We start from the raw sequence: 24340 nt of genomic DNA on the forward strand, positions 1-24340 counted from the left end.
CACCGTCGAATTCTACGTCTCCCGTGGTCAGGGACAAGCGCGTGGCCCTGAAACCAAGAAAGCCCCCGAGGTTTCCCTCAGAGGCCTTCCAGGTGTGATGCACTGCCAGTCCCAGCCGGCATCTGTAAGATAGCTCGACACCATGAAGGGAACAAGCGGGTAACCTCAGTACCCTTGCGAGGCGCGGCGATATTCCTCGGCGGCCTGCGCACGGTCCACGGCGACGGCGCGACGGCGCTGAGGGGCCTTTCCCACGGAGCGCCTGGCACTGGTGGCGAAGGCGGTGGAACTTGCCAGACGGGCTGCCCTAGCGGCGACGTGGTAGTCCTCAGGCACGTCGACGTAATCGCCGTCGAAGCTTAGCGCGGTCACATGGTGCCAGTACGTGTCGTCGATCACCCGGATGACCCAAAACCCGGTCGTAGGCCCGGTCCGGTACTCGGTGGAGACGTCCGAGATCCTGCGGATTATAGGCTTGTCGTACAGCACCGGCGCCGGTGCCTTGACGACCGGTGCCTGAACCACCTCCGAAACCTCCGCCTCGGTCCGATCGGCAGGGCTGGGGCAAGAGCCCCCGATATAGCGTCCCGAAAACCGACCGGCCTTTTCGATGCTCTCCGACACCACCGGAGCGACCTCGACCACCGCCTCGACGGGAGCCGCTTTGCCGGCATCGCGCACCGCTTCCTTGCACCACGTCACGCCCATGTCGAACAGCGCTGCGAGGGTCGCGATCGTCTCGGCTTTCGTCCTGCCCTCTGCCAGCATGGAGAGGCCCTGACGGCCTGCCTCGGCCTTCGTTTCCGCACGCGTGCCTTGAGGGATCGCGCCGTCCTTGATCCGCTTCTGTGCCGACCGCTGCGTCGACGTCAGGGCGAGCGTGCCGGACGGCCTGACGCTCTGCATCCCGGCCTCGGCGCAGAATTCATCCGTGAGGCCCAGCAGCTCGGCCATCGTCGATCCGCGATGGTGGAACAGGGGTGACCAGGCCGTCCCGCCGTGGTCCGAGGTCTCGCCGGACAGGTGACGATCGTGGCGCCGCCCGAGGCTCGCCAGGCTCGACCGGACGTCGTCGACGCGAAGGCCCGCCAGCGGAGCCAGGGCGGACGCCCAATCCGCGACCGTGCCGCCCTTGGCGTGCGCCATGGCATTGGCCGTCAGGAACACCCACAGGTGCCTCTTGCCCTTGGGGACGAACCCGAGGTGCTCTCGGTAGCGGAGCAGGTCGACCAACCTGCGATCCCACACGCCGGCCTTGGGGCTGTAGGACCAACCCGCCTTACGGGGCTTGGCGGGCTCGACGTCCTCGATCGGGGACGTGGCGGCCTTCTCGGCCATGCGGGCCTTGAAGGCGTCGTTCGTCAGCGGGAGGACCGCATCGGCGAGCTGGTCGACGCGGCACCGCTGGATGTCCTCGGAAAACTCGGGCCACAGCCGCTTGCACAGAAGTCCGCTCTCGGGGTTCACGCTCCCCCACAGCCTAAGGATGCGCGCCGAATCCTTCGTCTGCTGATCGAGGCCCGCATCGCGGAAAAGGCGCCATATCGGGGCTAGGCGGGCTTCCTGCAGGTCGCGATCCGGATCCGAGCGCTTCCTCGCCGGGACCGTCCCGTCGTCGTTCAGCGTGGGCCCGTACAGCTCCTTGAGGATACGGGCGACCTTCGGGGCGGCGCGGCCTGGCAGCGCCTCGCAGACCCAGACCGCATGCAGGCCCCGGCCAGATGCCGTCCAATATGAAGGTGCCGGCAGGCCCGCCTCGGCGATCGCCTTCGCCAGGATAGCCATGAGCGCCTCGGGTGCCATCCCGCGGTAGGGCAGAGCGTTCCCACGGGCATCGTCGGCGTAGGGGTCGAAATCGAGCCACACATGGCCGACGCTCGCGAGCAGCTTGCCCATCTTGCGGCGCATGAACCTGTTCATGCTGACGAACTGCTTGCCGGCGAGCTCGAACCGCTTCAGGGGCTGTCCGGCACGGTGCGAGGTCTCGCGGTAGTTCCCGCCGACCTTGCTCGCCAGTGTGATGCAGCCATCGGAACCACGGGGGTGCAGCGTTGCGATGTGCCTCGCCATCTCGACCCAATTCTCGACGGCGGCGCGGCCGTGCACCGCCACGTGAGCGGCGATCTCGCGTTTCCAACTGTCGGTAACGGAGGGGCGGCGGTTGCTGAGCATCGACCGGGGTTCTGGGACTGCAGGAAGCGCAGGCATCACTCTGCGCAGGTCGAAGGTAGATCCCGGCCATGCACGGCACAAGGGACCGGTTGATCTTTCCTTTCCGCCCTAGGGCGGTCGCCTCGCGAGGGGACGTTTCCCGGGCCTTGGACCGGCCGCCAGGAGTTATCGGACGGCCGCACGGCGCGAATCGGCAATTCGACCCGGGTCGCCATCGGCGGGCCGGCGACGTCTCTCCGGTGCCGGCCCGGGGCGGGCCCGTCCATTCGGGCAGGTGACGATCCCCGCGATCCACCTAACCTACCGGCCTGGTTCGCTTTTGCGCGGTAATTACCGGGCAATCGACACGCCGCAGCGGTTTGCGGGTGTTTTTCCTTTGTTCCGCTCTTCACGAATCCAGCGTTCGTGGCAGCGTAACTTTTATGGAACCCCATCGCCACGAGCGCGTTGCCACCGCCCCCCAGCCTAGCCGCGGGGGAAGCCATAAGCGTCGCGCGGACGTCGAGACGCCGTTGCGGCTGGCCCTCGCCCGGGCGCTGGCGCCGGTGGTGAACAAGCTCTCGACCGAGGCGATCCGGATCCGGATCGGCGACAGCCAGGGGAGCATCGGCCAGCTCAGGACCGACCTCGCCGACATCAAGGCGCACCGGGTCGACACGCTCGGGATGAGCCGCCTTCTCTACATCTGCGAGTGCATGGGCATCGATCCCTGGGCCGCCATCGCAGCCGCCGCCCCGCGGAGGCTTGCGTCATGAGCCGCCTGATGCCCCGCTTCGACTTCACCCTCGCCAGGATCGGCGAGTGCGACGTGAAGGCTGTCGAAGGCGGCCACGAGCTGTCCATGACGGTCTGGGTGCCCCGGATCGTCGGCGAGCGCCTCTCCCACTTCGCGGCCGCCGCGATCGTGCGGGAGACCTACGCCGGCTGGGAGCCCGAGGATTTCCAGCGGGCGAACCTCCGGCTGCACCGTGCCGCCCGGGACCGCCTGCGCGAGCTGGCGACCCAAGCCCAGAGGGATGCCGACTGATGCGCCCTCGCACCGCCCTTGGCCTGCTGGCCATCCTCGCGATCGGGGTCATCCCCCTGTGCAACCGCCGTCTCCCCGGTCGCCGCCAGCAGGCCCCTTCCTCCCCGGCCGCCATCGAGCGCCGGCCGCTGACCCCCGAGGAGGCGATCCGCCTCTGCCGGGGACGCGCGGTCGTCGATGCCCCCGTGACCGTCGGCTGGCGCCTGTCGCCGGAGGACGCAGCCAGGGTCGCCATGGCGTGGCCGGCCAACACCCACCCCATGCCCGAGAGGCTCCAATGATCGCCCTGTCCGAAATCCGGGCCCGGATCCGGGCATTCGAGGTCCGCAAGATCGAGAACTTCGACAAGGTCCTGAAGCGCGCCTGGAGCGTCCGCTTCCTGATCCTGGCGACGGTGATCGACGGCGCACAGGCCGGCTGCGGCTTCTTCAGCGGCTCCGACCTCGTCCGCCCCGGGACGCTGACGGCCATCAACATGAGCCTGATGCTGGCCGCCCTCGGGGCCCGCCTCGTCGCGCAGGAAGCCGTGTCCGGCCCCGCCTTGCCGGGAGAAGCCTGATGCCCTTCTCCTTCTCCCGGCTCGCCTCCGCCTTCCGCCGCCCGGCGCTGGCCGTGGCGATCGCCGCCTCGCCCATGGCCCCGGTGCACGCCGCCCCGATCCCGGTCGCGATCGTGGCCACGGCCGCCCCCCGCCGGAAGGTGTCCGGTCGCCTCGTCGCCGGCACCGCGCTGGCGACCCTGTGCTGCGGCACGCTGCAGACCTTCGAGGGCACGAAGCTCGAAACCTACCGCGACGTCGTCGGAATCCCGACGGCTTGCACCGGCGAGACGAAGGGCATCCGCATGGGGATGCGCTTCACGCGGACCGAGTGCGACGCGATGCTGCTGAAGCGGCTGACCGAGGATTTCGCCCCGGCCATGGAGCGCTGCGCCCGGCAGCCGATGGGCGACGACCTCTACGCGGCCCACCTCTCGCTCGCCTACAACATCGGCACGGGCGGCTACTGCAAGTCGAGCGTCGTCCGCCTTTGGAACCAGGGCGATCGCCGGGCGAGCTGCCAGGCCTTCATGCTCTACGACAAGGCCGGCGGCCGCGTGATCGCCGGGCTCGTCAAGCGCCGCCAGGCCGAGCGCGCCATGTGCCTGAAGGGGGTCTGAGCGATGTGCTCCGCCCTCGCCCTCGGCGCCATCGCGGTCACCCTGTCCGCCACGCCCGTCCCGACCCCGATGTGCCCCCGGCTCGATCGCATGGCGCCGCTCATGGCCGCCCTGGTCGGTGACGCCCGCGTCCAGCCGGCGGCGACCGATCCCCAGTTCGAGGCGGCGATCCGGGCGATCCACGCCCCGGCCCCGAAGCCGACCAAGCGGAGGCATCGCCGGTGACCGAGCTCGCCCGTTCCATCATCACGACCTGGTTCGGCATGGGCGGCGGCATCGTCGCCTTGGCCGCCGTGCTGGTCCTGATTTTCGTCCCCGTGCTGGGACGCCGCATCGCCACGGTGCTCGCCCCTATCGTCCTGCTCCTCCTCGCCCTCGGGTACGTCGAGCGCCTGCAGGACGACCTCGCCACCGCGCGAGCGGATCTGCTCGCGGTCACCGCCCGAGCCGAGAAGGCCGAGACCGATGCCAGCCACCTCGCCGACGTGGCGAGCGGGAACGCTCGCACGGTTCAGGTCCAGGCCGAGAAGGCGCGAGCGGATGCGCTCGCATACGACGCCGACGCCGTCGCCAAGGCGTCCGACGACAGCCGGATCGCCCTCGCGCTTGAGGCTGCGAGCATAGCCGCTCGCGCCACCGCATGCCCGCCCGAGGGCCGCGCCCGCGTGTCTGAGGATGACCCGCTGCCGGGCAGCCTCGGCGCCGCGATGGATGCCCTGCGTCAGGGGAGTTCCCGATGATCCAGAGAACCCTCGCCTGGGGCATGATCCTGCTCGGCGCCGCCATGGTGCTCGGCGGGCTCGGCGGCTGCGCCAAGGAGCCGCCGCAGGTCACCTACGTCGACCGCCCCGTCCTGGTGCCGCCCCCGCCGGTCGCGCCGACCTTGCTCCGGTGCATGCCCGAGCCGGAGCCGCTCGCGGCCGACGCCCGCCAGCGCGACGTCGCCCCGTACACGCTCGCCCTGGCCAAGGCCGGCGCGGACTGCCGGCGGAAGCTCGGCACGGTCCGCACGCTCCTCAAGGAACCCACGTCATGAACGCCGCATCCGCGCTCGGATCGGGAGACGTCCTCGCGGCGCTCCTCGTCATGGCGATCCCCCTCATCGCCATCGGCACGCTCATCTGGCGCCAGGCCGACCGTACCCGCGGTCTGCAGGCCTCCATCGAGAACGCCGCGGAGAAGGCGGCCACATCGTCCGAGGGGGTCAAGCGGATCGAGGCCAACGTGGCCGCGATGCGCGACGAGCTCCATCGCGACTACGTCCGCCAGGATGCCTTGAGGGAAACCGAGAACCGCATCTCGAAGCGCATGGACGACGTCGAGCACGTGGTCCGCAACACCGCCACCACCATCATCTCGGCGCTCTCCGGCGTCGAGCCGCCGCCCCGCCGTCGGAGGCGTGCCGCATGACCCGCTTCGCCGCCATCCTCATCCTCGGGGCCATGGCGGCGACGCCGGCGTTGGCCGAGCCCACCTGCCTTCCGGTCCCGGACGCGATCGCCATGCTCCCGGCCCCCTTGCCGGACCGCGCCGTCGTGCGCCGGATCGGTCGGGACTCATCGACCGTCATCGCCGCCTGGCTGGAGAGCGAAGGCGTCCCGGGCGCCGCGGCCACCGACTACGTCCAGGTCGTGGGCGACCGGGGCATCGGCCTCGTCCCGATCCGGGCGGGCCGGGTCTGCGACGGGACGGCGGTGCAGCTGGACCAGGGGAAGGCTCAGGAACTCGCCGCCCTGGTGCGCCGGTACCACGACATGCGCGGCACGAGCGGCGAGGTCGACGCGTGAGCATCGCGGTCTCCCCTCCCACGCACATCGCTCCGGCCGAGGTGGAGCTGCTCGCCACGGCCATCCTTCTGCGCGCCGGCCTCTACGCGCAGCCGATCCCCGCCTATCGGCCGACCGAGAACCCGAAGGCCATGCCGTACGGATGGCGACGGGTCTGGGGCCGCGTCGGTGGCTGAAGGACCGGCCAAGCGTTCCTATCGTGCCGAGGACTGGGACGCGCGCCTGCGCTACGTGCCGACCCCGGCACAGGTGCGCCGGCTCCTGGCCAGCAACGGCGTCGAGGCCTGCCGGGAGCGGTGGGGCGGCGACTACCCGTCCCACCTGATCCGCAAGGCGGAGCGACCGCGGCGGGGCACTAGGGTCTCTGCTTAGGGTCCACGTCCTCGACCCTATCGTACGAAATCACGACCCGCTTGCCGTCGGCGGCCAGATCATATCGTAGCCCCATCCCCATCATCGCACCCATCACGGAATGCAGGGCGGCGATCGTCCCGCGGCCCTGCTCGACGCTGATCAGCGTGCGGACGGAGACGCCGGCGAGCTTGGCCATCTCCTCCTGCGTGAGGTTCAGCAGGGATCGGCCGGCGCGGAGTTCGGTGGGAGTCGGGTACATGCAGACGATTCTGCCATCCGCGCACGGAAATATCTAGGGCTCGATGAAACCCATTTGCAGATTTGCCAGCATATGGTATAGATTCGAATGCACCCCTCGATCCCCGAGGGGGCCACCGGCAGCGCCGGAACGCTGCCGATGGCGATCGAACATGAAGGTGGACGCTCCATGCCCGACTCGAAACACACCGGTAGCACGATCACGTCGGGTGCGCTCGCCCCCGATGCGACGTCCACCGCAGATATCGCCGGCTTGCAGGAGAAGCTGCGCATCGCCGGCGAGATCGTCGCCGAGGTCGATAACCTGTCCAACATCGCCGCGCTCGGGATCCGCGATCCCGAAACCGCCTGCGACGAGCTCGTGCGGTACTTCGATTTCCACTGCGCGTCGCCGCCGCACCTGGCCGACCTGTACGACGCGATGATGGATCTCATGACCCGCCGGGCCGACGATGCGAAAGCGCGCAACCGCATCGGCGTGGCCGCCAGGGCGGAGGTCCCCTCAGCCGTCCGGGAGGCCGCTCGGTGCGACGACTTCCGCAAGGCGCCGAGCTCTTACATCCCCGGCGCCGTCCATGCCGAGCGACTCGCCGCGATCGGAGGGCCCGCCTCGGTCGACGGCTTCATTGACGTGGGTGGCGTCGTCAGCCCTTGGGTGTTCTCGGCCAGCGGCGTCGGCAAGGGCGGCGTCTTCGAGCTCGGGCAGGCGATGATCGCCCTCGGGTTCGACCACGGCTACATCGTCGGCACGTACATCCGCGACGGTGCCACGATCCCCGCCAACATCACCTACGTCGAGGTGAAGTGATGCCGGTCCGCAACCCCGTCCCCGCCCTGCCGGCGCCCATCGCGCCGGTCCCCGTGGTCGTTGCAATCGACGGCCGGCTGATGACCGACAGCCGCAACGTCGCGGCGATGTTCGGCAAGCACCACCGCAACGTCCTGAAGGCGGTGAGGGGTCTGCTCAAAAGTGAGCAGACCCCCAGGGAGTTCTTCGTCGAGAGCTCCTACGTCGATCCGTCGAACGGGCAGAGCTACCCCTACTTCAACATGAGCCGGGATGCGTTCAGCATCCTGGCCATGGGCTTCACCGGCGCCAGGGCCTTGAGGTGGCAGCTGGACTACCTCGCGGCCTTCAACGCGATGGAGGCCGCCCTCAAGGCGCAGATGCCGGCGCCCTTCAATGCGGACGACAATGCAACCCTCCGTCGGGTCCTGCTCGGCAAGCTCGACGACATCGACGTGCTCAAGGCCGTCGTCGTGGAGCAGCGTGAGGCCCTGGCGATCGCGGGCCCGAAAATCGACGCTTTCGATGCGTTCATGGACGACCGGGGGCACGCGAACCTCAGGTCTGTCGCCCGCTTCCTGAACGCGGAATCGGGGGATTTCTTCGCCTGGCTCCGCGAGCGGGAATACGTGTTCGAGGAGGGCGGCGCCCTTCAGCCCAACGCCGATCTCCGGCGGGACGGCTACATGCGCGTCGTCCCGTACGAATACGCCACGGGGAGGTTCAAGCCGCAGACCTTCGTCACGGCCCCGGGGCTGCGCTGGCTCCACACCAGGTGGGTGGCCCGGAACCGCTCCATCGCCAAGGCCGCCTTCCGCGCCGACGAGCAGGCCCGCTCGCTACGCCTCCCAGGTGTCTGAGCCGCTACAGTATCCCCCGCCCAACCAGGCCCCCGGCTCGATGCCGGGGGCCTTTTTCGTGGCCGGATCGCCCGTGCACGAAAAGGATACTCAAGGCCGATTGGCTTCCTCCGCCTAGGGGACGGGCCTTGGTTTTCAGCCGACCTTCGGACCGGTGGCGACCTCTTCCTCGTCGGGGACCTGCGCATCGAAATCGACGACGGGACGGCCTCGCCCGCGGCGTCCGGACAGCACCCGGTCGAGGCGCTCCTCCTTCTCCGGGCGCGCGCCGCCGAGGATGAACAGGGTGTTCTCCGACAGCGCCCATCCCTCGCCGCTGTGGACGATCGGCGTGGTCGTCAGAAAGACGTTCCCCTGCCAGGGGTGGCCCCAGCACAGCCCGAAAAGGCCGTCGTGCCTGACCTCGAAATCATCCAGGAAGGGGGCGGCGTCGATCTGTTCAGGCGTCGGCTTCCACGGGGCGTCGATCCGCGACAGGGCCTCGCGCACGGCATCCCGGCGGGCCTCGACGGCGGCGGTCTCGGCGGCGGTCAGGTCTCTCAGGCGCACGGTATTTCTCCTTCTGAGGGCACCTTCGCTCCGGGGCATGCCACCTACAAATCACGGGGCGATCTCGACCCTATGCGGGCAGCCCGGGACGTTGGACGTCCACGTGCCGCCATCGACTGCCAGGCGCAGCGTGAAGACCCGGCCGGGCAGCTGGATCACGTCCTCGCCGCCCTCGACGCGACCGATGACGACATCGCCCCTGACCGTCGCGCTGCCCCATGAGGTACGCGAATCCGTACCTGCGGCCGGCCCCGAGACGAGGCACTCCAGGCGGAAGCGGTGGCCGTCGCCGACGCGGCGGACGTAGAGCGTGCCGTCGACCGCGAGGCGGCCGTCGACATCATCATGGACGGTGACCGACCACAGGCGGTCCGGGGGGATGCCTCCGGCGAAGCATGGGACAGCCCCGAGCAGGGCGGCGGCGAGGACGAGGGCGCGCATCACAGCTTCCTCCGCTTGGTCGCGTGGCAGGTGTCGCAGAGGATCCGGACCCAGCTCCCCTTCCGATATGACCCGGGGCCGCCGCACATCTCGCAGACGACCGTCGAGAAATACGAGGCCGCGTCGAGGATCGCGCTTGCCTCGCCCTCGGTCGCCTCGGGCATGGACTGCGTGTACCAGCGGAGCTCGGCGAACTTCTGCTTCACCTGGGTCGACACGACGCCATCGAGCACAGCGTGCCCGGCCAACGTCTCGGCCGCGGCCCGGGCGACCTCCAGCCACGCGACGTCGATCTCCAGCGTGCCCTCGGGGAACAGGCTCGCGAAATCGCGCTCCAGGCCCTCCGAGACAAGCGCGCACGTCGTCGGGACGAGCCCGGCCGGCAGGGCGTACCGGGCCGAGCGGATCGCGACGTAGCGCTCGGCGATCTCCACCGCGAGCACCATGCCGTCGAGCGTGTCCCGGCGCCGGGTCCGCGCATCGAGATCGGCCGGCAGGGCCAGCGGGCGCTCGACTGTGACGTCGAGCTCGACGCGGTTCGGATGCGGCGGCCGCGCCGGCATCGGGTCGATGGCGATCGTCGCCTCCGGCCCGAACAGGCGGGTGAGGAAGTCGGTGAGCTCGCGCGCGGCGCGGCGTTCTCGGGGCGTCATGACGGGCTCCAGGTTCGGGTGCGGGCGGGCGGCAGGATGGCGATCGACGCGAGGAATCCCGCGGCGGATCGGGCCTCGCGCAGGGCGAGCGTCGGGTCGCGGTCGCCGTCCTCGGCGAGGCGTAGGAGCGAGACGGCGTAGGCGTAGACGCCTCGGCCGAGCGTGGGCTCGACGGTGCCGTCAGTGACCTGGCCCTCGACGTGGTCGCGGAGGGCGCGCAGCTGGTGGATCGTCATGGCCTCGCCCTCAGTGCGCGAAGCGGCGGTCGGACCGCAGGCCGACGAGGTGCTCCACCGCCCTGCGCAGGGGCCGGATCGAGCCTCCGCGCCATGCCGCGAGGGACGCCGTCTCGGACGCGTCGAGGTCGCCGATCCATCTCGGGTCGGACACCTCGGCCCTCATCCCGTCGAGGATGCCGCGGACGATGACCGGGAGGTCCTGGCGCCGCGGGTACGGGATCGGGACCGTGACGAACCGGTCGGCGAGGGCCCCGCGCAGCGGCTCGACCGAGTTGGCCGTCGCCAGGAGCGTGACGCCGGAGAGATCGACCGTCTGCTCGATCCCCACGTCCCAGTAGGCCCGCCGGGACGTCGGCTCGGCGACCGCGAGGATCGCGTCTCGGACGGACCCGTTGTGGCCGCCTGGCGGCGGCGCCTTGTCGATCTCGTCGAGGATGACCGCGCCGTTGCCGCTCTCCGCGCCGACGAGCAGCGACAGGAAGACCGACGGCCGGGCGGTCGACCAGGCGGCTGGAGTGCCGGCGATCGTGCCGTCCTGGACACCCGCGCAGGGATAGACGATCGACGCCAGGCCGAGCTCGGACACGAGGGTCCGCGCCAGCTCGGACTTGCCGCAGCCCGGTTGCCCGACGAGGACGACGTTGGGCAGCGAGGCGTAGGGCCGGCCCATCGCCATCCCCACGATGCGCGAGATCGCCGCCTCGGCCCACGGCATCCGTTCGACCAGCCGGGCCCCGACGTCCGTCAGGTCCGGCATCGGCACGCAAGCGAGCCGACGGCCGGCGATCGCGCTGGGCTGCCCCTTGGGCTTCTTCCCGTCCTTCCCGGCCGGCAGGACCAGGATCGAGGGCGCCTCCTCGGCGGTCGGCAGGTCCGCGAGCCACGACATGTCGAGGCCGGGCTTCGCAGCCGCCGCCGGCCGCTCCAGCGGCTCCGGCGCGACGACCGTCGTGGCCATCATCTCCAGCAGCGTGTGCGCGGCGACCCGCTGGGCCCGGCGCTCCATGATCCACATCGGATCGACGTCGCTCTCGGTCTCGGCGATCGCGCCGGGCTCGCGCCGGCAGCGGCTCGCGAGGGCGATCAGCGTGATCGAGATCTCGCGCACCGGCGCCGGGTCGCTGCCCGCCACGGTCGCGTAGGAATGGAGCGTCTCGAGGCAGAGCGCGACGGCGCGGGCGATCGCGTCCGGGTCCCCCATCTCGGCGAGGTAGAGCGTCGTGCGGTCCGCGATGTCGCGCAGTGCGTCGAGCGTGTCGAACGAGCTATGCGGCGGCCGGCAGCCGGCGTCGGCATGGCGGAGCGCCAGGTCCTCCAGCCGTAGGGCGGTGAGGATCCTGGGGTCATCCCGGAACTCGGCGACGGCCTGCAGCACGTCGTCCGGCAGCGCCGGGGACGGCCGCTCACCGACGGCCGAGGTCCACGCCTGGATGTCCCGGTCCATGTTCCCGTAGGCCCACGGGTACCCGACGAGCAGGTCCTCGATCGTCGGGATCTGGGATTGGGGGCGGCCGTGGCGGTCGGCCTTCAGCCGCTCCTCGCTGTCGGCATACGTCGCGATGCGCGCGGCACGGCGCGCCCAGCGGGTGGGATTGTCGGACATGGGAAATCTCGCAGGGATAGGAAACGGACGCGCGAAGGGCGCCGAGCTCGGGGCTCAGGCGGTGGCGGCGGTCGTGCGTTTCTCTATCGAGCGAGCGGTCATGGCGAAGGTCGGCTCCGTGCGAGTCCCCAAGATGCACAAGGGGACGCCTTCTGTGAAGACGGCCCGAAGGTATCGATGAGAGGTTGGTTTAAAATCCCCTGGCCGGAGTCAGTAAAGGCGAGGCAAGCCCTCTCAGAATGTGCGCTATAACGAACATTTCGGCGGTTTCGGCCCGGAATGCACGCTATGGCACACATTTCGGGGTGCCCATCATCCTGTGGACAACCCGCGCCCGCGACGGGGCCCGCATCCGTCAGGGGACCCCTCGACTCAGCGGCTGCGCGATTTTTTGGCCAGCGTCCAGTGCGAATCGTTCGATCTTGGCACACTGCGCATCTGTCCGGATTCGCAGGGGGAAATTGCGTGCGGTACTACGACGAGCTTACCCACGCCGCCCGGACGACGTTCCGCATCAAGGCCACGACGTGCAAGGTCGGAAGCCGTGAGGAAGAGGCCTTCGCGGCCCTCGGGATCAAGGGCCTCGACATCCTCGTCGCCCTGCCCGACTTGTTCGACCGGGTCGCCTACGCCCTGCAGGGTCTGGAAGGCGAAGGGCCGTCTGCGGTCGCCATGACGCTGTTCGGCGTCGACAACCTGCGGGAGGTCCTGAGCCTCGCGACCGACGTGTTCGATGAGACCGAGTACCTTCACAAGGGGCGCGAGGACCGCATCAAGGTTCGCATCGCCGCCGGCACCCACACGCCCGCCGACGTCGACTTGATCAAGGCGCGCGCCGTCGAGATGAGCGACGAGGTCATGCTCGACATAAACCCGTTCGACGGCGACGAGACCGAGACCAAGGTCCTTTCGCGCGACGTCGTCCGCGGCCGGGTCGCCCACACCTGCCACTGGTCGCGTCTGACGATCCCACCGGGCGAGCGTCACCTGGTCATCAAGGAGGTGGCCGAGGGCAAGTTCGTCACGACCCGGCACAGCATGCTCGCTGTCTACCTCGACACGATGGGCGAGGACCCCGGGCTCGCCGCGCACCTGGCGCCGAAGCCGATCGACGAGGTGGCGGCATGATCCTCCCCCGCGAGGTCATCCCCGAGCACATCCGGGCGCCGCTCCACAAGCGGTTCCCCAAGGCGCCGCGGTGGTTCCCGCCCGTGCCCGAGACGCCCTGGAGCATCATCGAGGACGTCCTCGTGCAGGGACGCCGCGACGGCCTCTCGGACCGCCAGCTCGCCGGGGGCGTCTACACCGTGCTGGTCGCCCGGGGCCTGATCGCGGAGGGCCGGGCATGACCGGGCGCGCCTTCTGGGAAGCCACCCGCGAGATCTCGCACGCCGAGGCCGAGGCGGCCGCGCGCCGCCTGGCGAACAGCCACTTCGGGAATCCGGACAGCGCCCGGATCTCGATCCCGGCGAACCCGAACCGGGACGATGACCTGGTGCTGCTCTCCTACATCGCGCAGCGGGCCCGGGCCGGGGACGAGCAGGCCGGTAAGGCGATGGCCGAGATCGCCAGCAACGCGGAGGGACGGCCGTGACCGCGCTCGCCCTCAGCCTAGCATTACAGTTGCGTTTTTGTGCGTGGTGTCCGTCGGCTGGCTTTACTGGGCTTCCGGCATTGTCGTCGCCGTTTGGCGTCTGAGGCACGGCGTTTGAGATGGGCTTGGCGGGCGGCGGCCTGATGCGCCCGTCGCCAGAGCGACCATGCGATGACGTGAGCGGGCTGGATGCGCTGCTGCGCCAGCCTCACGGCGATGCGGCGGATTTCCTGCACCGACCAGCGGATCAGCGGGCGCGCATCCTTGGTCGGGCTCGGCTTTTTGGGGGCGGCGCGTTGGCGTGATGGCGGATCACCGCCAGCAGGGCGAAGGCCAACATCACCAGGCTGACGTGCCGATGCCAACCATGCCAAGAGCGGGTCTCGTTGTGAGCGAGCCCGAGCTCGGTCTTGGCCGTCTCGAACGCGTCCTCGATCGTCCAGCGCCGCCCCTCGACCGCCACCAGGGTCGCGATCGGCGTGCCTGCCGGGCACCAGGTCGTGAAGTAGGCCCGCTCGCCGTCACTCAGGCTGCGCCGGATCAGAAGGCCGCGCGTCCACACGCCAGTTTGGTCGTAGCCGGCGCCATCGAGGTCGGCGAGCTCGCAATAGGCCCAGTCGTAGAGTCGTGCGCCCTTCGTCCCGTCGCCGGCCGAGAGGCGCACCCAGGCGGATGGAGCCAGGTCGTTGGCGATCGCCTCGGCGGTGCCGGCCACCAGCGGCTTGCCGACCCAGGCGTTGAACCTGTGATCGCTCTTGACCCCGAGCACGTAGCCCTTGCCCGCCCGGCGCGAAGCCATCTCGATGTCGCCGACCCCGTACACGGTGTCGGCCGCCACCCAGGAAAACGGCACGCTGGCGGCCATCGCCCGTTCGATCATCGTCAGGGCCAATCCTGGCTTGGTCGCGAAGGCCGTCCCCTCCGGCACGTGGGCGGCGGCCAGCCGGGCCGGGTCCGAGGTCCAGGTCTTGGGCAGGTACAAGGCCCGATCGATGAAGGCATGACCGTGCCGCGAGGCGTAGGCCGCGAAGACGCCGATCTGGCAGTTCGTGATCTTGCCGGCCGAGCCGGTGTACTGGCGATGCACGCCGCACGAAGCTTTGCCCTGCTTGAGGAAGCCGGTCTCATCGAGAACCAGAACCGCGTCCGGGTCAGCCAGCGTCTCCAGGGCATAATCCCGCACCACGTCGCGCAGGCCGTCGGCATCCCAGCGTCCGCGACCGAGCACGGCCTGCTGACGCCAAGGCCCAGGATCGCCCGCGGCTTCCGCCCGCATCCAACCGGTCTTGCGCCGCTCCGCGCCGAGTAGTCCATCCAGGAAAGCACCGGCCGACGCCGCGACCCGGTCCTGCGTGAACAGCGGCCGCATGCGTCCCTTCACCTCTCGCAGCGACGAGGCCCATACTTCCAGGGTCGCCTCGATCGAGGTCCCCGACGTCCATGATGCGCGAATCATGGTGACGCAGAGAGTCAAAACTCAGATAAAAACGCAACTGTAATGCTAGGGCAGCCACGCCCGGACGGCCGCCTCCACCGCGGCGGCCGCGGCCCCGGGCTCGCCCCCGTGCGCGACGACCGTGTTGGTCAGGGCCCGCCCCGTCACGGGGTCGGCCACGATGATGGTCGACCTCTTCAGCCCGACGAGCACCCGCACGGCGAGCTCGATGCGCGCCCCGGCGCCGGGGCCGTCCTCGACCGGGTGGAGATCGTCTCGCATTCAGGCATTCCCCTCGCCGGCGCGGTCCCGTGCAGCCAGGGCCTCATCGACGAGCTCGGCGACGCGCTGCCCGACGGCGGCCGCCCGCTTGGCGGGGATCGCCGCATCGAACGGGATGCCCAAGGCAAGGAGGCTGCCCGGCGGGCGCGCCAGGCCAAGGCGAGGTTCCGGCGATGGGAGGGAGCGCCGCTGCAGCCGCCGTCGCTCGGGCCGAGCTCCGCGCTGCTCAACGGAATCCTTGGGACCGTCCGGGTCCTGAGTGCCCTGGATCGATTGAAGGGAACGGGTCGATGATTGCCCCATGCTGCACCTTCTGCGGCCTCTACGGCTGCACCGCATGCACCACCGAATCCGCCGCGGAGATCTGCAAGGCGGACCGCATCCAGGCGCACCGGGACGTCACGCCGATCGGAGAGGTCGCCGAGCTCGGGGTCATCCAGTTCCACGGGCAGCCCGAGCTCCGGGATCGCTTCTACCACGTCGTCGACGACCTGCGCCGGGCCAGCTGCATCGTCGACCTGTGGCTCATGGATCTCGCGTCGGTGATGCGGGAGCACGGCTACGACATGACCATCCGAAGGGACCGATGACCTGGCGCGAGAAGACCGAGGTCGAGAAGGCCATCGCCTTCGAGGCGATCCGCTCCCGCATTCACGGGCGGCACATCCTTACCGCTTCGACCTCGATGGCCTCCTCGGTGTCCAATGCATGGTTCGATCCGGATTGCGGACCTAGGTCGTTCCTTCTGGCGTCGAGGATATCCTCGTAAGCCCTGAGGGCGGCGCGGCCGATGTGCTTGGCCACGAACGCCCGTTCCCCGTCGTCTGCCATCCCGTCCACGGCGAAGATGGCCCGGCGGGCACCAGGGGTCATTTCCAGCATCATCTTGAGAGCCACGCCCACGATCTGGGACGGGCTCCGATTCTCGGTCGCGGCCAGAGCCCTGAACCGGTCCAGCGTCGTGGCGTCGAGGTGGGCCCCGATGGTTCCTGCGCTCATGAGAGACTCCTTTAGATCCTAGCGGCACTCGACGCCATGATCCTTATCTCGAAAAAATTACCTCGGACACTTGGGACGAGGGCAAGCCGATGGGGCCGTGGACCGGCGGCGCAACTCTGGCGGGAGGCACGGCATGACGGACCAAGACGTCCTGCGCCAAGACCTCTCCGACCTCATGGAGGTCGCCGGGATGGAGGACTTCGCTCGGCCGATCAGCCCTCACCAGGTCTTCCAGGAAGCCCTCGGCAAGATCCGCGACAAGATGGATTCCCCCCGTCACGCCGGCCGAGTTCAGGCTCTCGGCGCCGCCATTTCCCGTCGCGAGTGGGGTGAGGTTGAAGCTGCATACGCCGCTATCCGCGACGCCAAGGAGCGGCCATGACCGACAGCCCCCGCATGCTCGCCCGCGAGTTCGACACCTTCGTCGAGGCCGTCGGCATCGCTGACGCACCAGCCTCTCAGAAGCGGGAGATGAGGCGCGCCTTCTTCGCCGGGGCCCGCGCCTACTCGGGGTTCATCATGCGGCACGCCTCGGGCGGCGACGAGCCGACGGCGGAGGACCTCGCGATGATGGAGGCCCTGGAGGTCGAGATGGCCGCCTTCCTCGACGACATGATGAAGGGACGGGCGTGATGTGACCGTGGCTCTCGGCGTCTATATAATGGACGGCCACGACTTCCCGTTCGAGAGCTCAATGGCCCAGACGCGCTTCAAGATGCTCGACGAAGTCGCTCACCCGGGACACACCCTACCTGGGCCGTGTCTGTGGCTGCAGTGGGGTCGCTACGACTACGCCGACGGTACGCAGCAGGAAGGCTACCGCTTCATCTGGACACGACCCAACGGCACCATCCAGGCAAGGGGGCCTGCAAGAATTCCATCCCTCGCCGACATCGACATCCTGATGACGCTCGCTCGCCAGCAGGGATGGGGTGCCAACCAAGGCCCCTGACATCGACCCATCCCGCCTACTCCGCCGCGGTAGGGAGCGGGTTCTTGCGCGGCCGGCCACGCGGCTTGCCCGTTGGCACGTAGCCCGTCTTGGCCGCCTTCTTCGTCGCCGGGAGAGCAGGAGGCAACTCGCCGGCGAGGTCGAACGCGGGCGGCTCGTCCGAGACCGGCCGCCCAGGCGCCCCTTCCGCTCGGCGCTCGGCCATGGCGGTGTACTCGGGGTTCATGTCGCAGAGGATGCCGTCGAGCTTCAGACGGCGGCAGACACCGGCCGTGGTGCCAGACCCGCACATGGGGTCGAACACCAGGTCTCCTGGCTTGCACGTCATCATCAGAAGCGGCTCGTAGACTGCCTCCGGCTTCTGCGCCGGGTGCCCGGTCTGCTCGGCGCGACCGACGAACCCGGTCAGCAGCGCGCTCTCAATGACGCTGGTCGGACCCGGCATGTAGCGGAGCTTGCCCTTCTCCTTCAGCGCCTCCTGAGCGGCGTTGAGGAAGTGCTCCGGGTAGAGCTTCACGTCCGGCTTGCTGAAGTGCAGGCAAGCGTTCTGGGCCGACCTCCAGCCACGGATCACGCTCGGGTTGTTCTTGTAGTACCAGGTCAGCCAGGCGACGAGCTTGTGGCCCGGCGGCATGCGCCTAACGAACGGCGCGACGATCTCGGGGAAGCCCCATAGGAAGATGTGGTCGCTGAACTCTGCGACACCTTCGAGGAGCTTGAAGATGTAGTCGTCATAGTCCTCGCGGACACCGCCGACGCCCTTGTTATACCAGGGGTCCAGCATAGTGACGCGGACGTGACGACCCGAATCCTTCATCTCCGCGATGGACGCTTCCACGTCCTGCGGCTTCCAAACCCCGATCAACGCATCACTCCTTGGGCGTCGCGACGAGCCCGTAATAGGTCAGGAGGAACCCTAGCGCCTCCTCTTTCTGCTGTCGGTTGGCATTTTGGAGGATCCCCAGGATGTTCATTTTTCCGGTGGTGCTGTCCCAGTAGTTCTTCTTCGTCACCTGGTGCCGGGCGCACAGGGCCTGCCAGGCATCGGGGTCGTTCGGGTCGGCGGCCGGGTTGATCGAGTGCGGCGTGGTGTGGTCGGCCGTGAGCCGCACGGTGCCACCGCCGATTGGGTCGATGTCTCCGGCCCGTAGCCCGCACGGCTGGCCGTCCTCCTTCCACTGGCAGCACTGGCCGGCGCGCCTCAGGACCTCGGCCCATGTCTTCGCCGTCGGCATGACCCGCTTGGCCGCCGTCGGCCGCTGGTCGGTCGAGGGCATGACGTACTCAGAGGCGGCGAGAAGCGGCCAATCGCGCTTCGCCAGGATCGTGTATCCGGAGTCTGTCCGGAGCTCGGACAACCGTTGGTGCCAGTTCTCCGGGACGAGCTTCGTCTCAGGGTTCGTAGCCGCCAACTGGATCTGGTCCCGCGTGACGACCTTGCCCACGTTGGCCAGGAAGAGGGCGAGGATCCGCTTGCTCACGGATGCCTGAGTGTACCCGGTAGCCGGGTCGTCGCTGTAGATCTTAGATGCCGGTATCATCCGGCAAGCGTGGCCCGGGCATGGTTAACGAATGGTCACCCGACGGCTAATCGAGGAGGCACGCCAGGTCGTCGAGTGCCCGTTGGAGGAAGTCCATGTTCGCGATCACGCTCGGCGAACTGGGCTGCCTCGATCGGCTTGCCTGAACCATGACACGGCTCACCGAATCCTGAGCTACGAGCAGTTGCCGGCGGAGGGGCAGCGCCGGATCTGCCCGTTCGCCCAGCGCGGCATAGACGTCCGCGATCGCCGCGACCGGATCGATCCATCCGGCGCGCCGAGCCACGAGCAACCGAGGTACGGCATCCGGATCAGATCGGAGCGGCTTAGGCGAGGGTTGCGGCATGGCGGGGGCCTTGGTGGGCGAACGCCGTAGCACGCCTGCGAGGTTGCGCCCTGTGGCCGGATTGCCCCACGCGAAACGTTGCGTCCAGGGATCGACTCCCTGTCCGATTTGTTCTTCATTCGTTCTCATGTGCGAATCGATGGAGACGACCGTGGACGAGCTTGAACAGACCTACCTGGAGGCCTCCGACGGCGATGCCCGGGACGCCCTGCGCCGGGCGCTCGGGGATGCCCTGACGGAGATGGCGACGTTGTCCGGGCAGGTCAGCCGCGGGTTCGTGCGGGCGCAGCGTCCGGCCGACCTAGCGCGGAAGCTCGGGCGGGAGCGGCAGGCCCAGGATGCGGTGCGCTAGACAAGGATCGGTAACGGCAGCCCACGTACCCTCTTGGCATGAAGGACCGCGCTCCCGCCCTCAGACCCGTCGCTTATCGGAAGTTCACGGTTAAGCATGAGGATCCCAAGCTCGTCGCGTCCCCGCCCCTGCCGCCCATCTGCATCGAGGTCGGTCGCCTGATCTACGACGTCGACTCCTCGAACAGCCGGTCCGCCCGGCCGCGCTCAACCGAGGCCCCGCTTCGAGCGTCAGATCCACATGTAGCGACCCTGCTTCAGCCGCATCTTGATCCCCAGGACGATGACAAAGACTCCCGGCACGATCTGGAACAGGTAGCTGACCAGGTACAGCCAGGGCGCGCCGGCCATCGCGGCGATGATCGCCTCCCCGATGGATCCGGCCAACATGAGGCCGGAGCCGAGGATGAGGGCATCGAGGCTGTAGCGCTGCTTGGGCTGCGGCTCGGTCCTCAGGATCCCGCCGACGCTCCACCAGCAGCCCAGCGCGTGGCGGAGCTGGTCGAGCTTCGTGTCGCAGTCGACGAGGTGCGAGGACCATTCCTCAGCGTACGACTCCCGCTTGTCCTCCGGCAGCCGGGCGGCCGCCTTGCGGATTAGGAAGCGGGCAAGCCTCGGGCAGCGGTCGTAGAGGTCCGCGCCCAGGATGTTCATGAGCAGTCCGATCAGGAGTTCCATGCGAGAGCTCCTTCCGGCGCGACTTGGTACTCGGCAAACGCGGCACGGGTCCGGGCGCGCCCCGCCATCGTCAGCGTGTAGAACCGTCGCCTCGGCCTCCCGGCCTCGCTCGGATCCACCTCCTCCCACTTCCCCTCGACCCAGCCGGCTGTCTCCAGCCGGGCGAGCATGGGGTACATCGTCCCCGAACCGATGCGGGCGGTCTTGCTGATCTCCGCTCCCGACCGCCCCTCAAGGGGTGCCGACAGCAGGAACTTGAGCGCGCGTAGGGTCGTATCAGAGAGCCGGACGTCTTCTGCCATGACCTACCTCTAAAATCGATATAGCCCTATATCGACTTTCGACCGACCTTGTCTAGCCCCCTGCCCTAGGCCACGGCCGCTTTCCGGTAGGCGCTGCTGGATCGAGCTGGTTCGATCGCCCTTGGAACTGACCAGGCCGGGTGAGACCGTCAATCCGTGACCGCCACGGACCGGGCCCATGCCCCGCATCCCGCGTCGCCGACCACCCCGCCGGACCCTGTCCGAGTGGGGTTTTCCTGCGTTTCCAACCCAGTTTCCAACCCAAAAGCAAAAGCCGCCCGGAGGCGGCTTTGCTAAGTCATTCAAATTGGTTGGTAAACTTGGAGCGGGCGAAGGGATTCGAACCCTCGACCCCAACCTTGGCAAGGTTGTGCTCTACCCCTGAGCTACACCCGCTCACAACGCGGCACCGACTGGAGATGCATCTCCCGCCTGCCCCGGCGGTGCTCTCTAAACACCATTCCGGGAGGCGTTGCAAGCGCCCTGCGCCGGCTATTGCGCAGGCGCGGCCTCACCAGAGATCGGTCGGGGCCAGTCCCTCGCGGATCTCGCGCAGGCGCTCCGCCGTCGCCCGCGTCGTCGCGGCGGGGAGCGCGTCGAGGGGGAAGAAGGCGCAGGCCGCGATCTCCCGGTCGGGCCGCTTCGCGCGGAGCTGCCTGAAGGCGGGCGCCACGTAGAGGGCGACGTGGTCGCGGCGGGAGGCGGCGCGGTTCCGGTAGAAGCCGTGCAGGCGAAGCGCCGTGCCGGGATCGAGGACGATCTCGGCCTCCTCGCGGAATTCGCGCGTCATCGCCTCCGGCGCGGTCTCGCCGCGCTCGACGCCGCCGCCGGGCAACTGCCAGCCGCCGACATAGGTGTGGCGCACGAGGCAGACCCGGCCGTCGGTATCGATCGCCGCGCCGCGGACGCCGAGGGTCATCCCGCGGGTCGCCAGCGCGCCGAGGTGGAACAGGCGCCGCACCAGCGGCCGGTCGAGGGGCTTCATCGCGGGCCGCCGCTCAGACCACGTCCAGGGCGATCGCGCCGAGCCCCTCGATCGCCGCGACCATGCGCTCGCCCCGGCGCACCGGGCCGACGCCGGACGGGGTGCCGGTGAAGATCAGGTCGCCGGGCTGGAGCTCGAAATAGGCCGAGAGGTAGGCGATCTGCTCGGGGATCGACCAGATCATCTCGGCCAGATCCCCGCGCTGGCGCTCCGCCCCGTCGACGCAGAGCACGATCGGCCCGCGTGCGGGGTGTCCGATGCGTCCGGCCGGATGGATCGGGCCGATCGGCCCGGAGCGGTCCGCGGCCTTGGCGAGGTCCCACGGCCGTGCCAGGCGCTTGGCCTCGTCCTGCAGGTCGCGCCGGGTCATGTCGAGGCCGATGGCGTAGCCGTAGACGTGCTCCAGAGCGGTCCCGACCGGGATGTCGTGGCCGCCCCGGCCCAGGGCGGCCACCATCTCGATCTCGAAATGGTAGTTTTCGCTTTGCGGCGGATAGGGGTGCGCGGTCGGCTCCGCGCCGCAGGGCTGGAGCGCGTCGGCCGGCTTCATGAAGAAGAACGGCGGCTCGCGGTCCGGGTCCTTGCCCATCTCGCGGGCGTGCGCCGCGTAGTTGCGCCCGACGCAGTAGACCCGGCGCACCGGGAACAGGTCGTCGCCGCCGACGATCGGCAGCGCGACGCGGGGCGGGTTCGGGATGACGGAGAGCATGGCGTGCCTCGTGCCGGGTCGTCTCGGGGCGCGGCGATCGGCCGGGCCCCCATCGCCCGTCTTAAGGACAGGGATCGGCCCTTGCCATCCCGCGGCCCTTGCATCCCGCCTCCGCCTGTCGAAAAATCATGCGATGACGCAGCCTTCCAGGCCCCAAAACCTCCCTTCGAGCGATGGGCACGCCCTGCTCTCGGCCCTGCGCGGGCGGCTCGGCGCGGCCCACGTTCTGACCGAACCGGCCGACCTCGCGCCCTATCTGGTGGAATCGCGAAACCTTTATCGCGGCTCGGCGCTCGCGGCCTTGCGGCCGGCCTCGACCGCCGAGGTCGCCTTCGCGGTCGGGGCCTGCGCGGCGGCAGGCGTCGCCGTGGTGGCGCAGGGCGGCAATACCGGGCTCGTCGGCGGCGGCGTGCCGGACGGCGGCGTCGTGCTGTCGCTGGCGCGCATGAACCGCGTGCTCGGGCTCGATTCCATCAATGCGAGCATCACCGTCGAGGCCGGGGCGATCCTCTCCGAGGTGCAGGATGCGGCAGACCGCGCCGGCCTGCTGTTCCCGCTCTCCTACGCGTCCCGCGGCTCGGCGCGGATCGGCGGTGCGCTCGCCTGCAATTCCGGCGGCATCGCGGTGCTGGCCTACGGCAACGCCCGCGACCTCGTCCTCGGGCTGGAGGTGGTGCTGGCCGACGGCCGGGTGTGGAACGGCATGAAGGCCCTGCGCAAGAACAACGCCGGCTACGATCTCAAGCACCTGTTCGTCGGCTCGGAGGGCACGCTCGGCATCATCACCAAGGCGGTGCTGAAGCTCTTCCCGAAACCCGCCTCGCGCAGCGTCGCCTTCGTCGGCCTGCCCTCGCTCCGGGCTGCGCTCGACCTGTTCGCGCGCCTGCGCCGCCGCGCCGACCGGGATCTCACCGCCTTCGAGTTCATCCCGCCCGTCGGGCTCGACATGGTGCTGCGGCACGGGCCCGGCACCGTCCGGCCGCTCGCCGGGGATCACGGCGCCTACGCGCTGGTCGAACTCGCCTCCGCCCGGCCCGATGCCGACACCCGCGCCGAGCTCGAGGCGGCGCTCAGTGAGGCGATCGAGGACGGCTCGGTCGAGGATGCGACGCTCGGGTCGAGCGAGACGCAGAACCTCGCCCTCTGGGCGCTGCGCGAGCAGCTCTCGGAGGCGCAAGGCTACGAGGGCGGCTCGATCAAGCACGACGTCTCGGTGCCGCTCTCGAAGCTCGCCGACTTCGTCGAGCGGGCGAGCGCGGCCTGCGAGGCCGCGATGCCGGGCCTGCGGGTCTGCGCCTTCGGCCATGTCGGCGACGGCAACCTGCACTTCAACCTGAGCCAGCCGGTCGGCATGGACAAGGCGGCGTTCCTCGGCCGCTGGGCGGACTTCAACCGCATCGTCCACGACATCGTGACGGCGATGGACGGTTCGATCGCCGCCGAGCACGGAATCGGCCTGATCAAGCGCGACGAGTTGCAGCACTACGCCGACCCGGTCGCCCTCGACCTGATGCGGGCGATCAAGGCCGGGTTCGACCCGCAGGACCGGCTCAACCCGGGCAAGGTCGTCGCCCTGTCGGACCATCCGCAGCCGGCGCTGCCGTAGCGGCGGGCTTACGCGGGCGCTCCTCATGCGCGGCTTGTCCGCAGGCCGCCTCCTCCGTTGTGCGGCGCAGCAAAGACATCCATGATGCGGCCGGCACCGCGCCCGCGATCGGCCGTGCCGCCGGCCGCTGGCCTCCCGGGCGGTCCGGGGTGCGTTATCGCGGCGTTAACGGCGGGAGCGGACGCTGAAGGACATCCGCGCCGTCGCCTTCGCGACGGGGCCCGGGGCTTGCTTGGCATCGCGCCATAGCTTTCGCACACGCGAAGGCCGCGTCGCCGGCCCGACGGAAACCGAGGAGAGTTTTGCGATGCCCACCTCCCAGGCCCGCGTGCAGACCGCCGAGGCGAGCCGCTACCTGCAGCAACTGTGCCGCCACTGGAGCCACAAGTTCCCGGTGTCGAGCACCCCCGAGCACGGCACCGTGCCGTTCGGCGAGGACCGGGTCTGCACCTTCGATGCCGAGCCCGACGCGCTGCTGATGCGCATCGCCACCGCCGACCCGGCCGGGCTGACGCGCCTCGAGAACGTGGTCTCGGACCACCTGATGCGTTTTGCCTTCCGCGAGAGCCTCGGCGAGATCACATGGTCGCGCGCCGCCTGACGTGGTCGCGCGCCGCCTGATAGGGTAAGCCCCACCCTTGCGTCCGGGACGGCCGGACGCGTCTTGGGGAT

42 protein-coding genes and 1 tRNA gene are annotated in these 24340 nt (G+C 69.4%); 24 read left to right on the top strand and 19 right to left on the bottom strand.

Features of this window, described 5'->3' with window-relative positions; genetic code table 11:
• Positions 1–165: 165 nt before the first annotated feature.
• A complete protein-coding gene (locus ACFE86_RS01000) occupies positions 166–2172 on the bottom strand; it encodes a hypothetical protein (RefSeq protein ID WP_375453461.1) in 2007 nt (668 codons plus the stop codon).
• 512 nt (positions 2173–2684) lie between these two features.
• On the opposite strand from ACFE86_RS01000, the gene ACFE86_RS01005 reads away from it, so the two are divergent.
• The 12 genes from ACFE86_RS01005 to ACFE86_RS01060 are packed head-to-tail and all read left to right on the top strand — an operon-like array spanning position 2685 to position 6516.
• Complete coding sequence (locus tag ACFE86_RS01005) at positions 2685–2927, top strand: hypothetical protein (protein ID WP_375453462.1); 243 nt, start codon at positions 2685–2687, stop codon at positions 2925–2927.
• Positions 2924–3199, top strand: a complete 276-nt coding sequence (locus ACFE86_RS01010) for a hypothetical protein (protein ID WP_375453463.1) — start codon at positions 2924–2926, stop codon at positions 3197–3199. Before ACFE86_RS01005 ends, ACFE86_RS01010 begins: the two co-directional genes overlap by 4 nt.
• The gene (locus ACFE86_RS01015) at positions 3199–3480 is read left to right on the top strand and encodes a hypothetical protein (RefSeq protein ID WP_375453464.1); all 282 of its coding nucleotides are present in this window, start codon (positions 3199–3201) and stop codon (positions 3478–3480) included. The genes ACFE86_RS01010 and ACFE86_RS01015 overlap by 1 nt, the downstream gene beginning before the upstream one ends.
• Positions 3477–3758: a hypothetical protein gene (locus tag ACFE86_RS01020; RefSeq protein WP_375453465.1), complete on the top strand. Its 282-nt coding sequence runs from the start codon at positions 3477–3479 to the stop codon at positions 3756–3758. Before ACFE86_RS01015 ends, ACFE86_RS01020 begins: the two co-directional genes overlap by 4 nt.
• Positions 3758–4357, top strand: a complete 600-nt coding sequence (locus ACFE86_RS01025) for a lysozyme (protein WP_375453466.1) — start codon at positions 3758–3760, stop codon at positions 4355–4357. The genes ACFE86_RS01020 and ACFE86_RS01025 overlap by 1 nt, the downstream gene beginning before the upstream one ends.
• A gap of 3 nt (positions 4358–4360) precedes the next feature.
• On the top strand, positions 4361–4582 hold the full coding sequence (locus tag ACFE86_RS01030) for a hypothetical protein (protein ID WP_375453467.1): 222 nt from the start codon (positions 4361–4363) through the stop codon (positions 4580–4582).
• Positions 4579–5097: a hypothetical protein gene (locus tag ACFE86_RS01035; protein ID WP_375453468.1), complete on the top strand. Its 519-nt coding sequence runs from the start codon at positions 4579–4581 to the stop codon at positions 5095–5097. The genes ACFE86_RS01030 and ACFE86_RS01035 overlap by 4 nt, the downstream gene beginning before the upstream one ends.
• Positions 5094–5393, top strand: a complete 300-nt coding sequence (locus ACFE86_RS01040) for a hypothetical protein (protein WP_375453469.1) — start codon at positions 5094–5096, stop codon at positions 5391–5393. The genes ACFE86_RS01035 and ACFE86_RS01040 overlap by 4 nt, the downstream gene beginning before the upstream one ends.
• Positions 5390–5767, top strand: a complete 378-nt coding sequence (locus ACFE86_RS01045) for a hypothetical protein (RefSeq protein ID WP_375453470.1) — start codon at positions 5390–5392, stop codon at positions 5765–5767. Before ACFE86_RS01040 ends, ACFE86_RS01045 begins: the two co-directional genes overlap by 4 nt.
• On the top strand, positions 5764–6144 hold the full coding sequence (locus tag ACFE86_RS01050; RefSeq protein ID WP_375453471.1) for a hypothetical protein: 381 nt from the start codon (positions 5764–5766) through the stop codon (positions 6142–6144). The genes ACFE86_RS01045 and ACFE86_RS01050 overlap by 4 nt, the downstream gene beginning before the upstream one ends.
• The gene (locus ACFE86_RS01055) at positions 6141–6320 is read left to right on the top strand and encodes a hypothetical protein (protein WP_375453472.1); all 180 of its coding nucleotides are present in this window, start codon (positions 6141–6143) and stop codon (positions 6318–6320) included. The genes ACFE86_RS01050 and ACFE86_RS01055 overlap by 4 nt, the downstream gene beginning before the upstream one ends.
• On the top strand, positions 6313–6516 hold the full coding sequence (locus tag ACFE86_RS01060; RefSeq protein WP_375453473.1) for a hypothetical protein: 204 nt from the start codon (positions 6313–6315) through the stop codon (positions 6514–6516). The genes ACFE86_RS01055 and ACFE86_RS01060 overlap by 8 nt, the downstream gene beginning before the upstream one ends.
• Here ACFE86_RS01060 and ACFE86_RS01065 read toward each other — a convergent pair.
• Positions 6500–6757 (bottom strand): helix-turn-helix domain-containing protein, encoded by a 258-nt coding sequence (locus ACFE86_RS01065; RefSeq protein WP_375453474.1) that lies wholly within the window; start codon positions 6755–6757, stop codon positions 6500–6502. The two genes, ACFE86_RS01060 and ACFE86_RS01065, sit on opposite strands and share 17 nt — an antisense overlap.
• Before the next feature lie 138 nt (positions 6758–6895).
• Between ACFE86_RS01065 and ACFE86_RS01070 the strand changes: the two genes are divergently transcribed.
• Together ACFE86_RS01070 and ACFE86_RS01075 are read left to right on the top strand one after the other, a co-directional pair.
• Complete coding sequence (locus tag ACFE86_RS01070; RefSeq protein ID WP_375453475.1) at positions 6896–7564, top strand: hypothetical protein; 669 nt, start codon at positions 6896–6898, stop codon at positions 7562–7564.
• Positions 7564–8403: a Rha family transcriptional regulator gene (locus ACFE86_RS01075; protein WP_375453476.1), complete on the top strand. Its 840-nt coding sequence runs from the start codon at positions 7564–7566 to the stop codon at positions 8401–8403. Before ACFE86_RS01070 ends, ACFE86_RS01075 begins: the two co-directional genes overlap by 1 nt.
• Before the next feature lie 135 nt (positions 8404–8538).
• Here ACFE86_RS01075 and ACFE86_RS01080 read toward each other — a convergent pair whose 3' ends face one another.
• The 5 genes from ACFE86_RS01080 to ACFE86_RS01100 are packed head-to-tail and all read right to left on the bottom strand — an operon-like array spanning position 8539 to position 11888.
• On the bottom strand, positions 8539–8952 hold the full coding sequence (locus tag ACFE86_RS01080) for a hypothetical protein (RefSeq protein WP_375453477.1): 414 nt from the start codon (positions 8950–8952) through the stop codon (positions 8539–8541).
• 51 nt (positions 8953–9003) lie between these two features.
• Positions 9004–9393: a hypothetical protein gene (locus ACFE86_RS01085; RefSeq protein ID WP_375453478.1), complete on the bottom strand. Its 390-nt coding sequence runs from the start codon at positions 9391–9393 to the stop codon at positions 9004–9006.
• Positions 9393–10046 carry a hypothetical protein gene (locus tag ACFE86_RS01090; RefSeq protein ID WP_375453479.1) on the bottom strand — a complete coding sequence of 218 codons (654 nt, stop codon included), beginning with the start codon at positions 10044–10046 and terminating at the stop codon, positions 9393–9395. The genes ACFE86_RS01085 and ACFE86_RS01090 overlap by 1 nt, the downstream gene beginning before the upstream one ends.
• Complete coding sequence (locus ACFE86_RS01095; protein WP_375453480.1) at positions 10043–10282, bottom strand: hypothetical protein; 240 nt, start codon at positions 10280–10282, stop codon at positions 10043–10045. The genes ACFE86_RS01090 and ACFE86_RS01095 overlap by 4 nt, the downstream gene beginning before the upstream one ends.
• Before the next feature lie 10 nt (positions 10283–10292).
• On the bottom strand, positions 10293–11888 hold the full coding sequence (locus tag ACFE86_RS01100) for an AAA family ATPase (protein WP_375453481.1): 1596 nt from the start codon (positions 11886–11888) through the stop codon (positions 10293–10295).
• A gap of 465 nt (positions 11889–12353) precedes the next feature.
• On the opposite strand from ACFE86_RS01100, the gene ACFE86_RS01105 reads away from it, so the two are divergent.
• From ACFE86_RS01105 to ACFE86_RS01115, 3 genes are read left to right on the top strand one after another with little or no spacing between them, the layout of a single operon-like run.
• A complete protein-coding gene (locus tag ACFE86_RS01105; RefSeq protein ID WP_375453482.1) occupies positions 12354–13016 on the top strand; it encodes a hypothetical protein in 663 nt (220 codons plus the stop codon).
• Complete coding sequence (locus ACFE86_RS01110; protein WP_375453483.1) at positions 13013–13237, top strand: hypothetical protein; 225 nt, start codon at positions 13013–13015, stop codon at positions 13235–13237. Before ACFE86_RS01105 ends, ACFE86_RS01110 begins: the two co-directional genes overlap by 4 nt.
• Positions 13234–13482, top strand: a complete 249-nt coding sequence (locus ACFE86_RS01115; protein ID WP_375453484.1) for a hypothetical protein — start codon at positions 13234–13236, stop codon at positions 13480–13482. The genes ACFE86_RS01110 and ACFE86_RS01115 overlap by 4 nt, the downstream gene beginning before the upstream one ends.
• 247 nt (positions 13483–13729) lie before the next feature.
• On the opposite strand, the gene ACFE86_RS01120 is transcribed toward ACFE86_RS01115, so the two are convergent.
• From ACFE86_RS01120 to ACFE86_RS01130, 3 genes are read right to left on the bottom strand one after another with little or no spacing between them, the layout of a single operon-like run.
• Positions 13730–14938 (bottom strand): IS701 family transposase, encoded by a 1209-nt coding sequence (locus ACFE86_RS01120; RefSeq protein ID WP_375453485.1) that lies wholly within the window; start codon positions 14936–14938, stop codon positions 13730–13732.
• A 45-nt stretch (positions 14939–14983) separates the two neighbouring features.
• Complete coding sequence (locus ACFE86_RS01125) at positions 14984–15199, bottom strand: hypothetical protein (protein WP_375453486.1); 216 nt, start codon at positions 15197–15199, stop codon at positions 14984–14986.
• Positions 15200–15322 carry a hypothetical protein gene (locus ACFE86_RS01130; RefSeq protein ID WP_375453487.1) on the bottom strand — a complete coding sequence of 41 codons (123 nt, stop codon included), beginning with the start codon at positions 15320–15322 and terminating at the stop codon, positions 15200–15202.
• Between the two features lie 167 nt (positions 15323–15489).
• On the opposite strand from ACFE86_RS01130, the gene ACFE86_RS01135 reads away from it, so the two are divergent.
• Entirely contained in the window at positions 15490–15789 is a 300-nt protein-coding gene (locus tag ACFE86_RS01135) for a hypothetical protein (protein ID WP_375453488.1), read from the top strand.
• 61 nt (positions 15790–15850) lie between these two features.
• Here the strand turns inward: ACFE86_RS01135 and ACFE86_RS01140 are convergent, their stop codons facing one another.
• Positions 15851–16198, bottom strand: coding sequence for a hypothetical protein (locus ACFE86_RS01140; RefSeq protein WP_375453489.1), 348 nt, complete (start codon positions 16196–16198; stop codon positions 15851–15853).
• A gap of 133 nt (positions 16199–16331) precedes the next feature.
• Between ACFE86_RS01140 and ACFE86_RS01145 the strand changes: the two genes are divergently transcribed.
• Genes ACFE86_RS01145 through ACFE86_RS01155 form a run of 3 tightly spaced genes read left to right on the top strand, consistent with a single transcriptional unit; the run spans position 16332 to position 17150 of the window.
• Positions 16332–16580: a hypothetical protein gene (locus tag ACFE86_RS01145; protein ID WP_375453490.1), complete on the top strand. Its 249-nt coding sequence runs from the start codon at positions 16332–16334 to the stop codon at positions 16578–16580.
• On the top strand, positions 16577–16831 hold the full coding sequence (locus ACFE86_RS01150) for a hypothetical protein (protein WP_375453491.1): 255 nt from the start codon (positions 16577–16579) through the stop codon (positions 16829–16831). Before ACFE86_RS01145 ends, ACFE86_RS01150 begins: the two co-directional genes overlap by 4 nt.
• Before the next feature lies 1 nt (position 16832).
• A complete protein-coding gene (locus ACFE86_RS01155) occupies positions 16833–17150 on the top strand; it encodes a hypothetical protein (RefSeq protein WP_375453492.1) in 318 nt (105 codons plus the stop codon).
• Between the two features lie 16 nt (positions 17151–17166).
• Here ACFE86_RS01155 and ACFE86_RS01160 read toward each other — a convergent pair whose 3' ends face one another.
• The 3 genes from ACFE86_RS01160 to ACFE86_RS01170 all read right to left on the bottom strand — a co-directional run bounded on the left by ACFE86_RS01160 (position 17167) and on the right by ACFE86_RS01170 (position 19166).
• Complete coding sequence (locus tag ACFE86_RS01160; protein WP_375453493.1) at positions 17167–18015, bottom strand: DNA methyltransferase; 849 nt, start codon at positions 18013–18015, stop codon at positions 17167–17169.
• Between the two features lie 4 nt (positions 18016–18019).
• Entirely contained in the window at positions 18020–18631 is a 612-nt protein-coding gene (locus ACFE86_RS01165) for a hypothetical protein (protein WP_375453494.1), read from the bottom strand.
• Positions 18632–18737: 106 nt separating this feature from the next.
• Complete coding sequence (locus ACFE86_RS01170) at positions 18738–19166, bottom strand: hypothetical protein (RefSeq protein ID WP_375453495.1); 429 nt, start codon at positions 19164–19166, stop codon at positions 18738–18740.
• 22 nt (positions 19167–19188) lie between these two features.
• Here ACFE86_RS01170 and ACFE86_RS01175 point away from each other — a divergent pair, with 22 nt between their 5' ends.
• Complete coding sequence (locus ACFE86_RS01175; RefSeq protein ID WP_375453496.1) at positions 19189–19389, top strand: hypothetical protein; 201 nt, start codon at positions 19189–19191, stop codon at positions 19387–19389.
• 230 nt (positions 19390–19619) lie between these two features.
• Here the strand turns inward: ACFE86_RS01175 and ACFE86_RS01180 are convergent, their stop codons facing one another.
• The 5 genes from ACFE86_RS01180 to ACFE86_RS01200 all read right to left on the bottom strand — a co-directional run bounded on the left by ACFE86_RS01180 (position 19620) and on the right by ACFE86_RS01200 (position 22062).
• Complete coding sequence (locus tag ACFE86_RS01180) at positions 19620–20066, bottom strand: hypothetical protein (protein ID WP_375453497.1); 447 nt, start codon at positions 20064–20066, stop codon at positions 19620–19622.
• Positions 20054–20368, bottom strand: a complete 315-nt coding sequence (locus ACFE86_RS01185; protein ID WP_375453498.1) for a PadR family transcriptional regulator — start codon at positions 20366–20368, stop codon at positions 20054–20056. The genes ACFE86_RS01180 and ACFE86_RS01185 overlap by 13 nt, the downstream gene beginning before the upstream one ends.
• A gap of 321 nt (positions 20369–20689) precedes the next feature.
• Positions 20690–20764 (bottom strand) — tRNA-Gly (locus ACFE86_RS01190).
• A 115-nt stretch (positions 20765–20879) separates the two neighbouring features.
• Positions 20880–21353, bottom strand: coding sequence for an NUDIX domain-containing protein (locus ACFE86_RS01195; protein ID WP_375453499.1), 474 nt, complete (start codon positions 21351–21353; stop codon positions 20880–20882).
• Between the two features lie 13 nt (positions 21354–21366).
• Entirely contained in the window at positions 21367–22062 is a 696-nt protein-coding gene (locus tag ACFE86_RS01200; protein ID WP_375453500.1) for a fumarylacetoacetate hydrolase family protein, read from the bottom strand.
• 133 nt (positions 22063–22195) lie between these two features.
• Here ACFE86_RS01200 and ACFE86_RS01205 point away from each other — a divergent pair, with 133 nt between their 5' ends.
• Together ACFE86_RS01205 and ACFE86_RS01210 are read left to right on the top strand one after the other, a co-directional pair.
• Positions 22196–23668, top strand: coding sequence for an FAD-binding oxidoreductase (locus ACFE86_RS01205; RefSeq protein ID WP_375453501.1), 1473 nt, complete (start codon positions 22196–22198; stop codon positions 23666–23668).
• Positions 23669–23975: 307 nt separating this feature from the next.
• Positions 23976–24269: a DUF2218 domain-containing protein gene (locus ACFE86_RS01210; RefSeq protein WP_375453502.1), complete on the top strand. Its 294-nt coding sequence runs from the start codon at positions 23976–23978 to the stop codon at positions 24267–24269.
• Positions 24270–24340 lie beyond the last annotated feature (71 nt).

It is taken from the genome of uncultured Methylobacterium sp. (assembly GCF_964244095.1).
In the GTDB taxonomy this organism is placed as follows: domain Bacteria; phylum Pseudomonadota; class Alphaproteobacteria; order Rhizobiales; family Beijerinckiaceae; genus Methylobacterium.

Bases quoted from the DNA above. Each gene is read 5' to 3' on its own strand.
- ACFE86_RS01115 (WP_375453484.1), top strand. From the start codon at position 13,234: ATGACCGGGCGCGCCTTCTGGGAAGCCACCCGCGAGATCTCGCACGCC.
- ACFE86_RS01085 (WP_375453478.1), bottom strand. From the start codon at position 9,393: ATGCGCGCCCTCGTCCTCGCCGCCGCCCTGCTCGGGGCTGTCCCATGC.
- ACFE86_RS01110 (WP_375453483.1), top strand. From the start codon at position 13,013: ATGATCCTCCCCCGCGAGGTCATCCCCGAGCACATCCGGGCGCCGCTC.
- ACFE86_RS01210 (WP_375453502.1), top strand. From the start codon at position 23,976: ATGCCCACCTCCCAGGCCCGCGTGCAGACCGCCGAGGCGAGCCGCTAC.
- ACFE86_RS01040 (WP_375453469.1), top strand. From the start codon at position 5,094: ATGATCCAGAGAACCCTCGCCTGGGGCATGATCCTGCTCGGCGCCGCC.
- ACFE86_RS01185 (WP_375453498.1), bottom strand. From the start codon at position 20,368: ATGGCAGAAGACGTCCGGCTCTCTGATACGACCCTACGCGCGCTCAAG.
- ACFE86_RS01015 (WP_375453464.1), top strand. From the start codon at position 3,199: ATGCGCCCTCGCACCGCCCTTGGCCTGCTGGCCATCCTCGCGATCGGG.
- ACFE86_RS01075 (WP_375453476.1), top strand. From the start codon at position 7,564: ATGCCGGTCCGCAACCCCGTCCCCGCCCTGCCGGCGCCCATCGCGCCG.
- ACFE86_RS01010 (WP_375453463.1), top strand. From the start codon at position 2,924: ATGAGCCGCCTGATGCCCCGCTTCGACTTCACCCTCGCCAGGATCGGC.
- ACFE86_RS01000 (WP_375453461.1), bottom strand. From the start codon at position 2,172: ATGCTCAGCAACCGCCGCCCCTCCGTTACCGACAGTTGGAAACGCGAG.
- ACFE86_RS01135 (WP_375453488.1), top strand. From the start codon at position 15,490: ATGATTGCCCCATGCTGCACCTTCTGCGGCCTCTACGGCTGCACCGCA.
- ACFE86_RS01095 (WP_375453480.1), bottom strand. From the start codon at position 10,282: ATGACGATCCACCAGCTGCGCGCCCTCCGCGACCACGTCGAGGGCCAG.
- ACFE86_RS01150 (WP_375453491.1), top strand. From the start codon at position 16,577: ATGACCGACAGCCCCCGCATGCTCGCCCGCGAGTTCGACACCTTCGTC.
- ACFE86_RS01070 (WP_375453475.1), top strand. From the start codon at position 6,896: ATGGCGATCGAACATGAAGGTGGACGCTCCATGCCCGACTCGAAACAC.
- ACFE86_RS01020 (WP_375453465.1), top strand. From the start codon at position 3,477: ATGATCGCCCTGTCCGAAATCCGGGCCCGGATCCGGGCATTCGAGGTC.
- ACFE86_RS01090 (WP_375453479.1), bottom strand. From the start codon at position 10,046: ATGACGCCCCGAGAACGCCGCGCCGCGCGCGAGCTCACCGACTTCCTC.
- ACFE86_RS01195 (WP_375453499.1), bottom strand. From the start codon at position 21,353: ATGAAGCCCCTCGACCGGCCGCTGGTGCGGCGCCTGTTCCACCTCGGC.
- ACFE86_RS01205 (WP_375453501.1), top strand. From the start codon at position 22,196: ATGACGCAGCCTTCCAGGCCCCAAAACCTCCCTTCGAGCGATGGGCAC.
- ACFE86_RS01170 (WP_375453495.1), bottom strand. From the start codon at position 19,166: ATGAGAACGAATGAAGAACAAATCGGACAGGGAGTCGATCCCTGGACG.
- ACFE86_RS01120 (WP_375453485.1), bottom strand. From the start codon at position 14,938: ATGATTCGCGCATCATGGACGTCGGGGACCTCGATCGAGGCGACCCTG.
- ACFE86_RS01200 (WP_375453500.1), bottom strand. From the start codon at position 22,062: ATGCTCTCCGTCATCCCGAACCCGCCCCGCGTCGCGCTGCCGATCGTC.
- ACFE86_RS01100 (WP_375453481.1), bottom strand. From the start codon at position 11,888: ATGTCCGACAATCCCACCCGCTGGGCGCGCCGTGCCGCGCGCATCGCG.
- ACFE86_RS01065 (WP_375453474.1), bottom strand. From the start codon at position 6,757: ATGTACCCGACTCCCACCGAACTCCGCGCCGGCCGATCCCTGCTGAAC.
- ACFE86_RS01025 (WP_375453466.1), top strand. From the start codon at position 3,758: ATGCCCTTCTCCTTCTCCCGGCTCGCCTCCGCCTTCCGCCGCCCGGCG.
- ACFE86_RS01125 (WP_375453486.1), bottom strand. From the start codon at position 15,199: ATGCGAGACGATCTCCACCCGGTCGAGGACGGCCCCGGCGCCGGGGCG.
- ACFE86_RS01140 (WP_375453489.1), bottom strand. From the start codon at position 16,198: ATGAGCGCAGGAACCATCGGGGCCCACCTCGACGCCACGACGCTGGAC.
- ACFE86_RS01180 (WP_375453497.1), bottom strand. From the start codon at position 20,066: ATGGAACTCCTGATCGGACTGCTCATGAACATCCTGGGCGCGGACCTC.
- ACFE86_RS01030 (WP_375453467.1), top strand. From the start codon at position 4,361: ATGTGCTCCGCCCTCGCCCTCGGCGCCATCGCGGTCACCCTGTCCGCC.
- ACFE86_RS01145 (WP_375453490.1), top strand. From the start codon at position 16,332: ATGACGGACCAAGACGTCCTGCGCCAAGACCTCTCCGACCTCATGGAG.
- ACFE86_RS01045 (WP_375453470.1), top strand. From the start codon at position 5,390: ATGAACGCCGCATCCGCGCTCGGATCGGGAGACGTCCTCGCGGCGCTC.
- ACFE86_RS01050 (WP_375453471.1), top strand. From the start codon at position 5,764: ATGACCCGCTTCGCCGCCATCCTCATCCTCGGGGCCATGGCGGCGACG.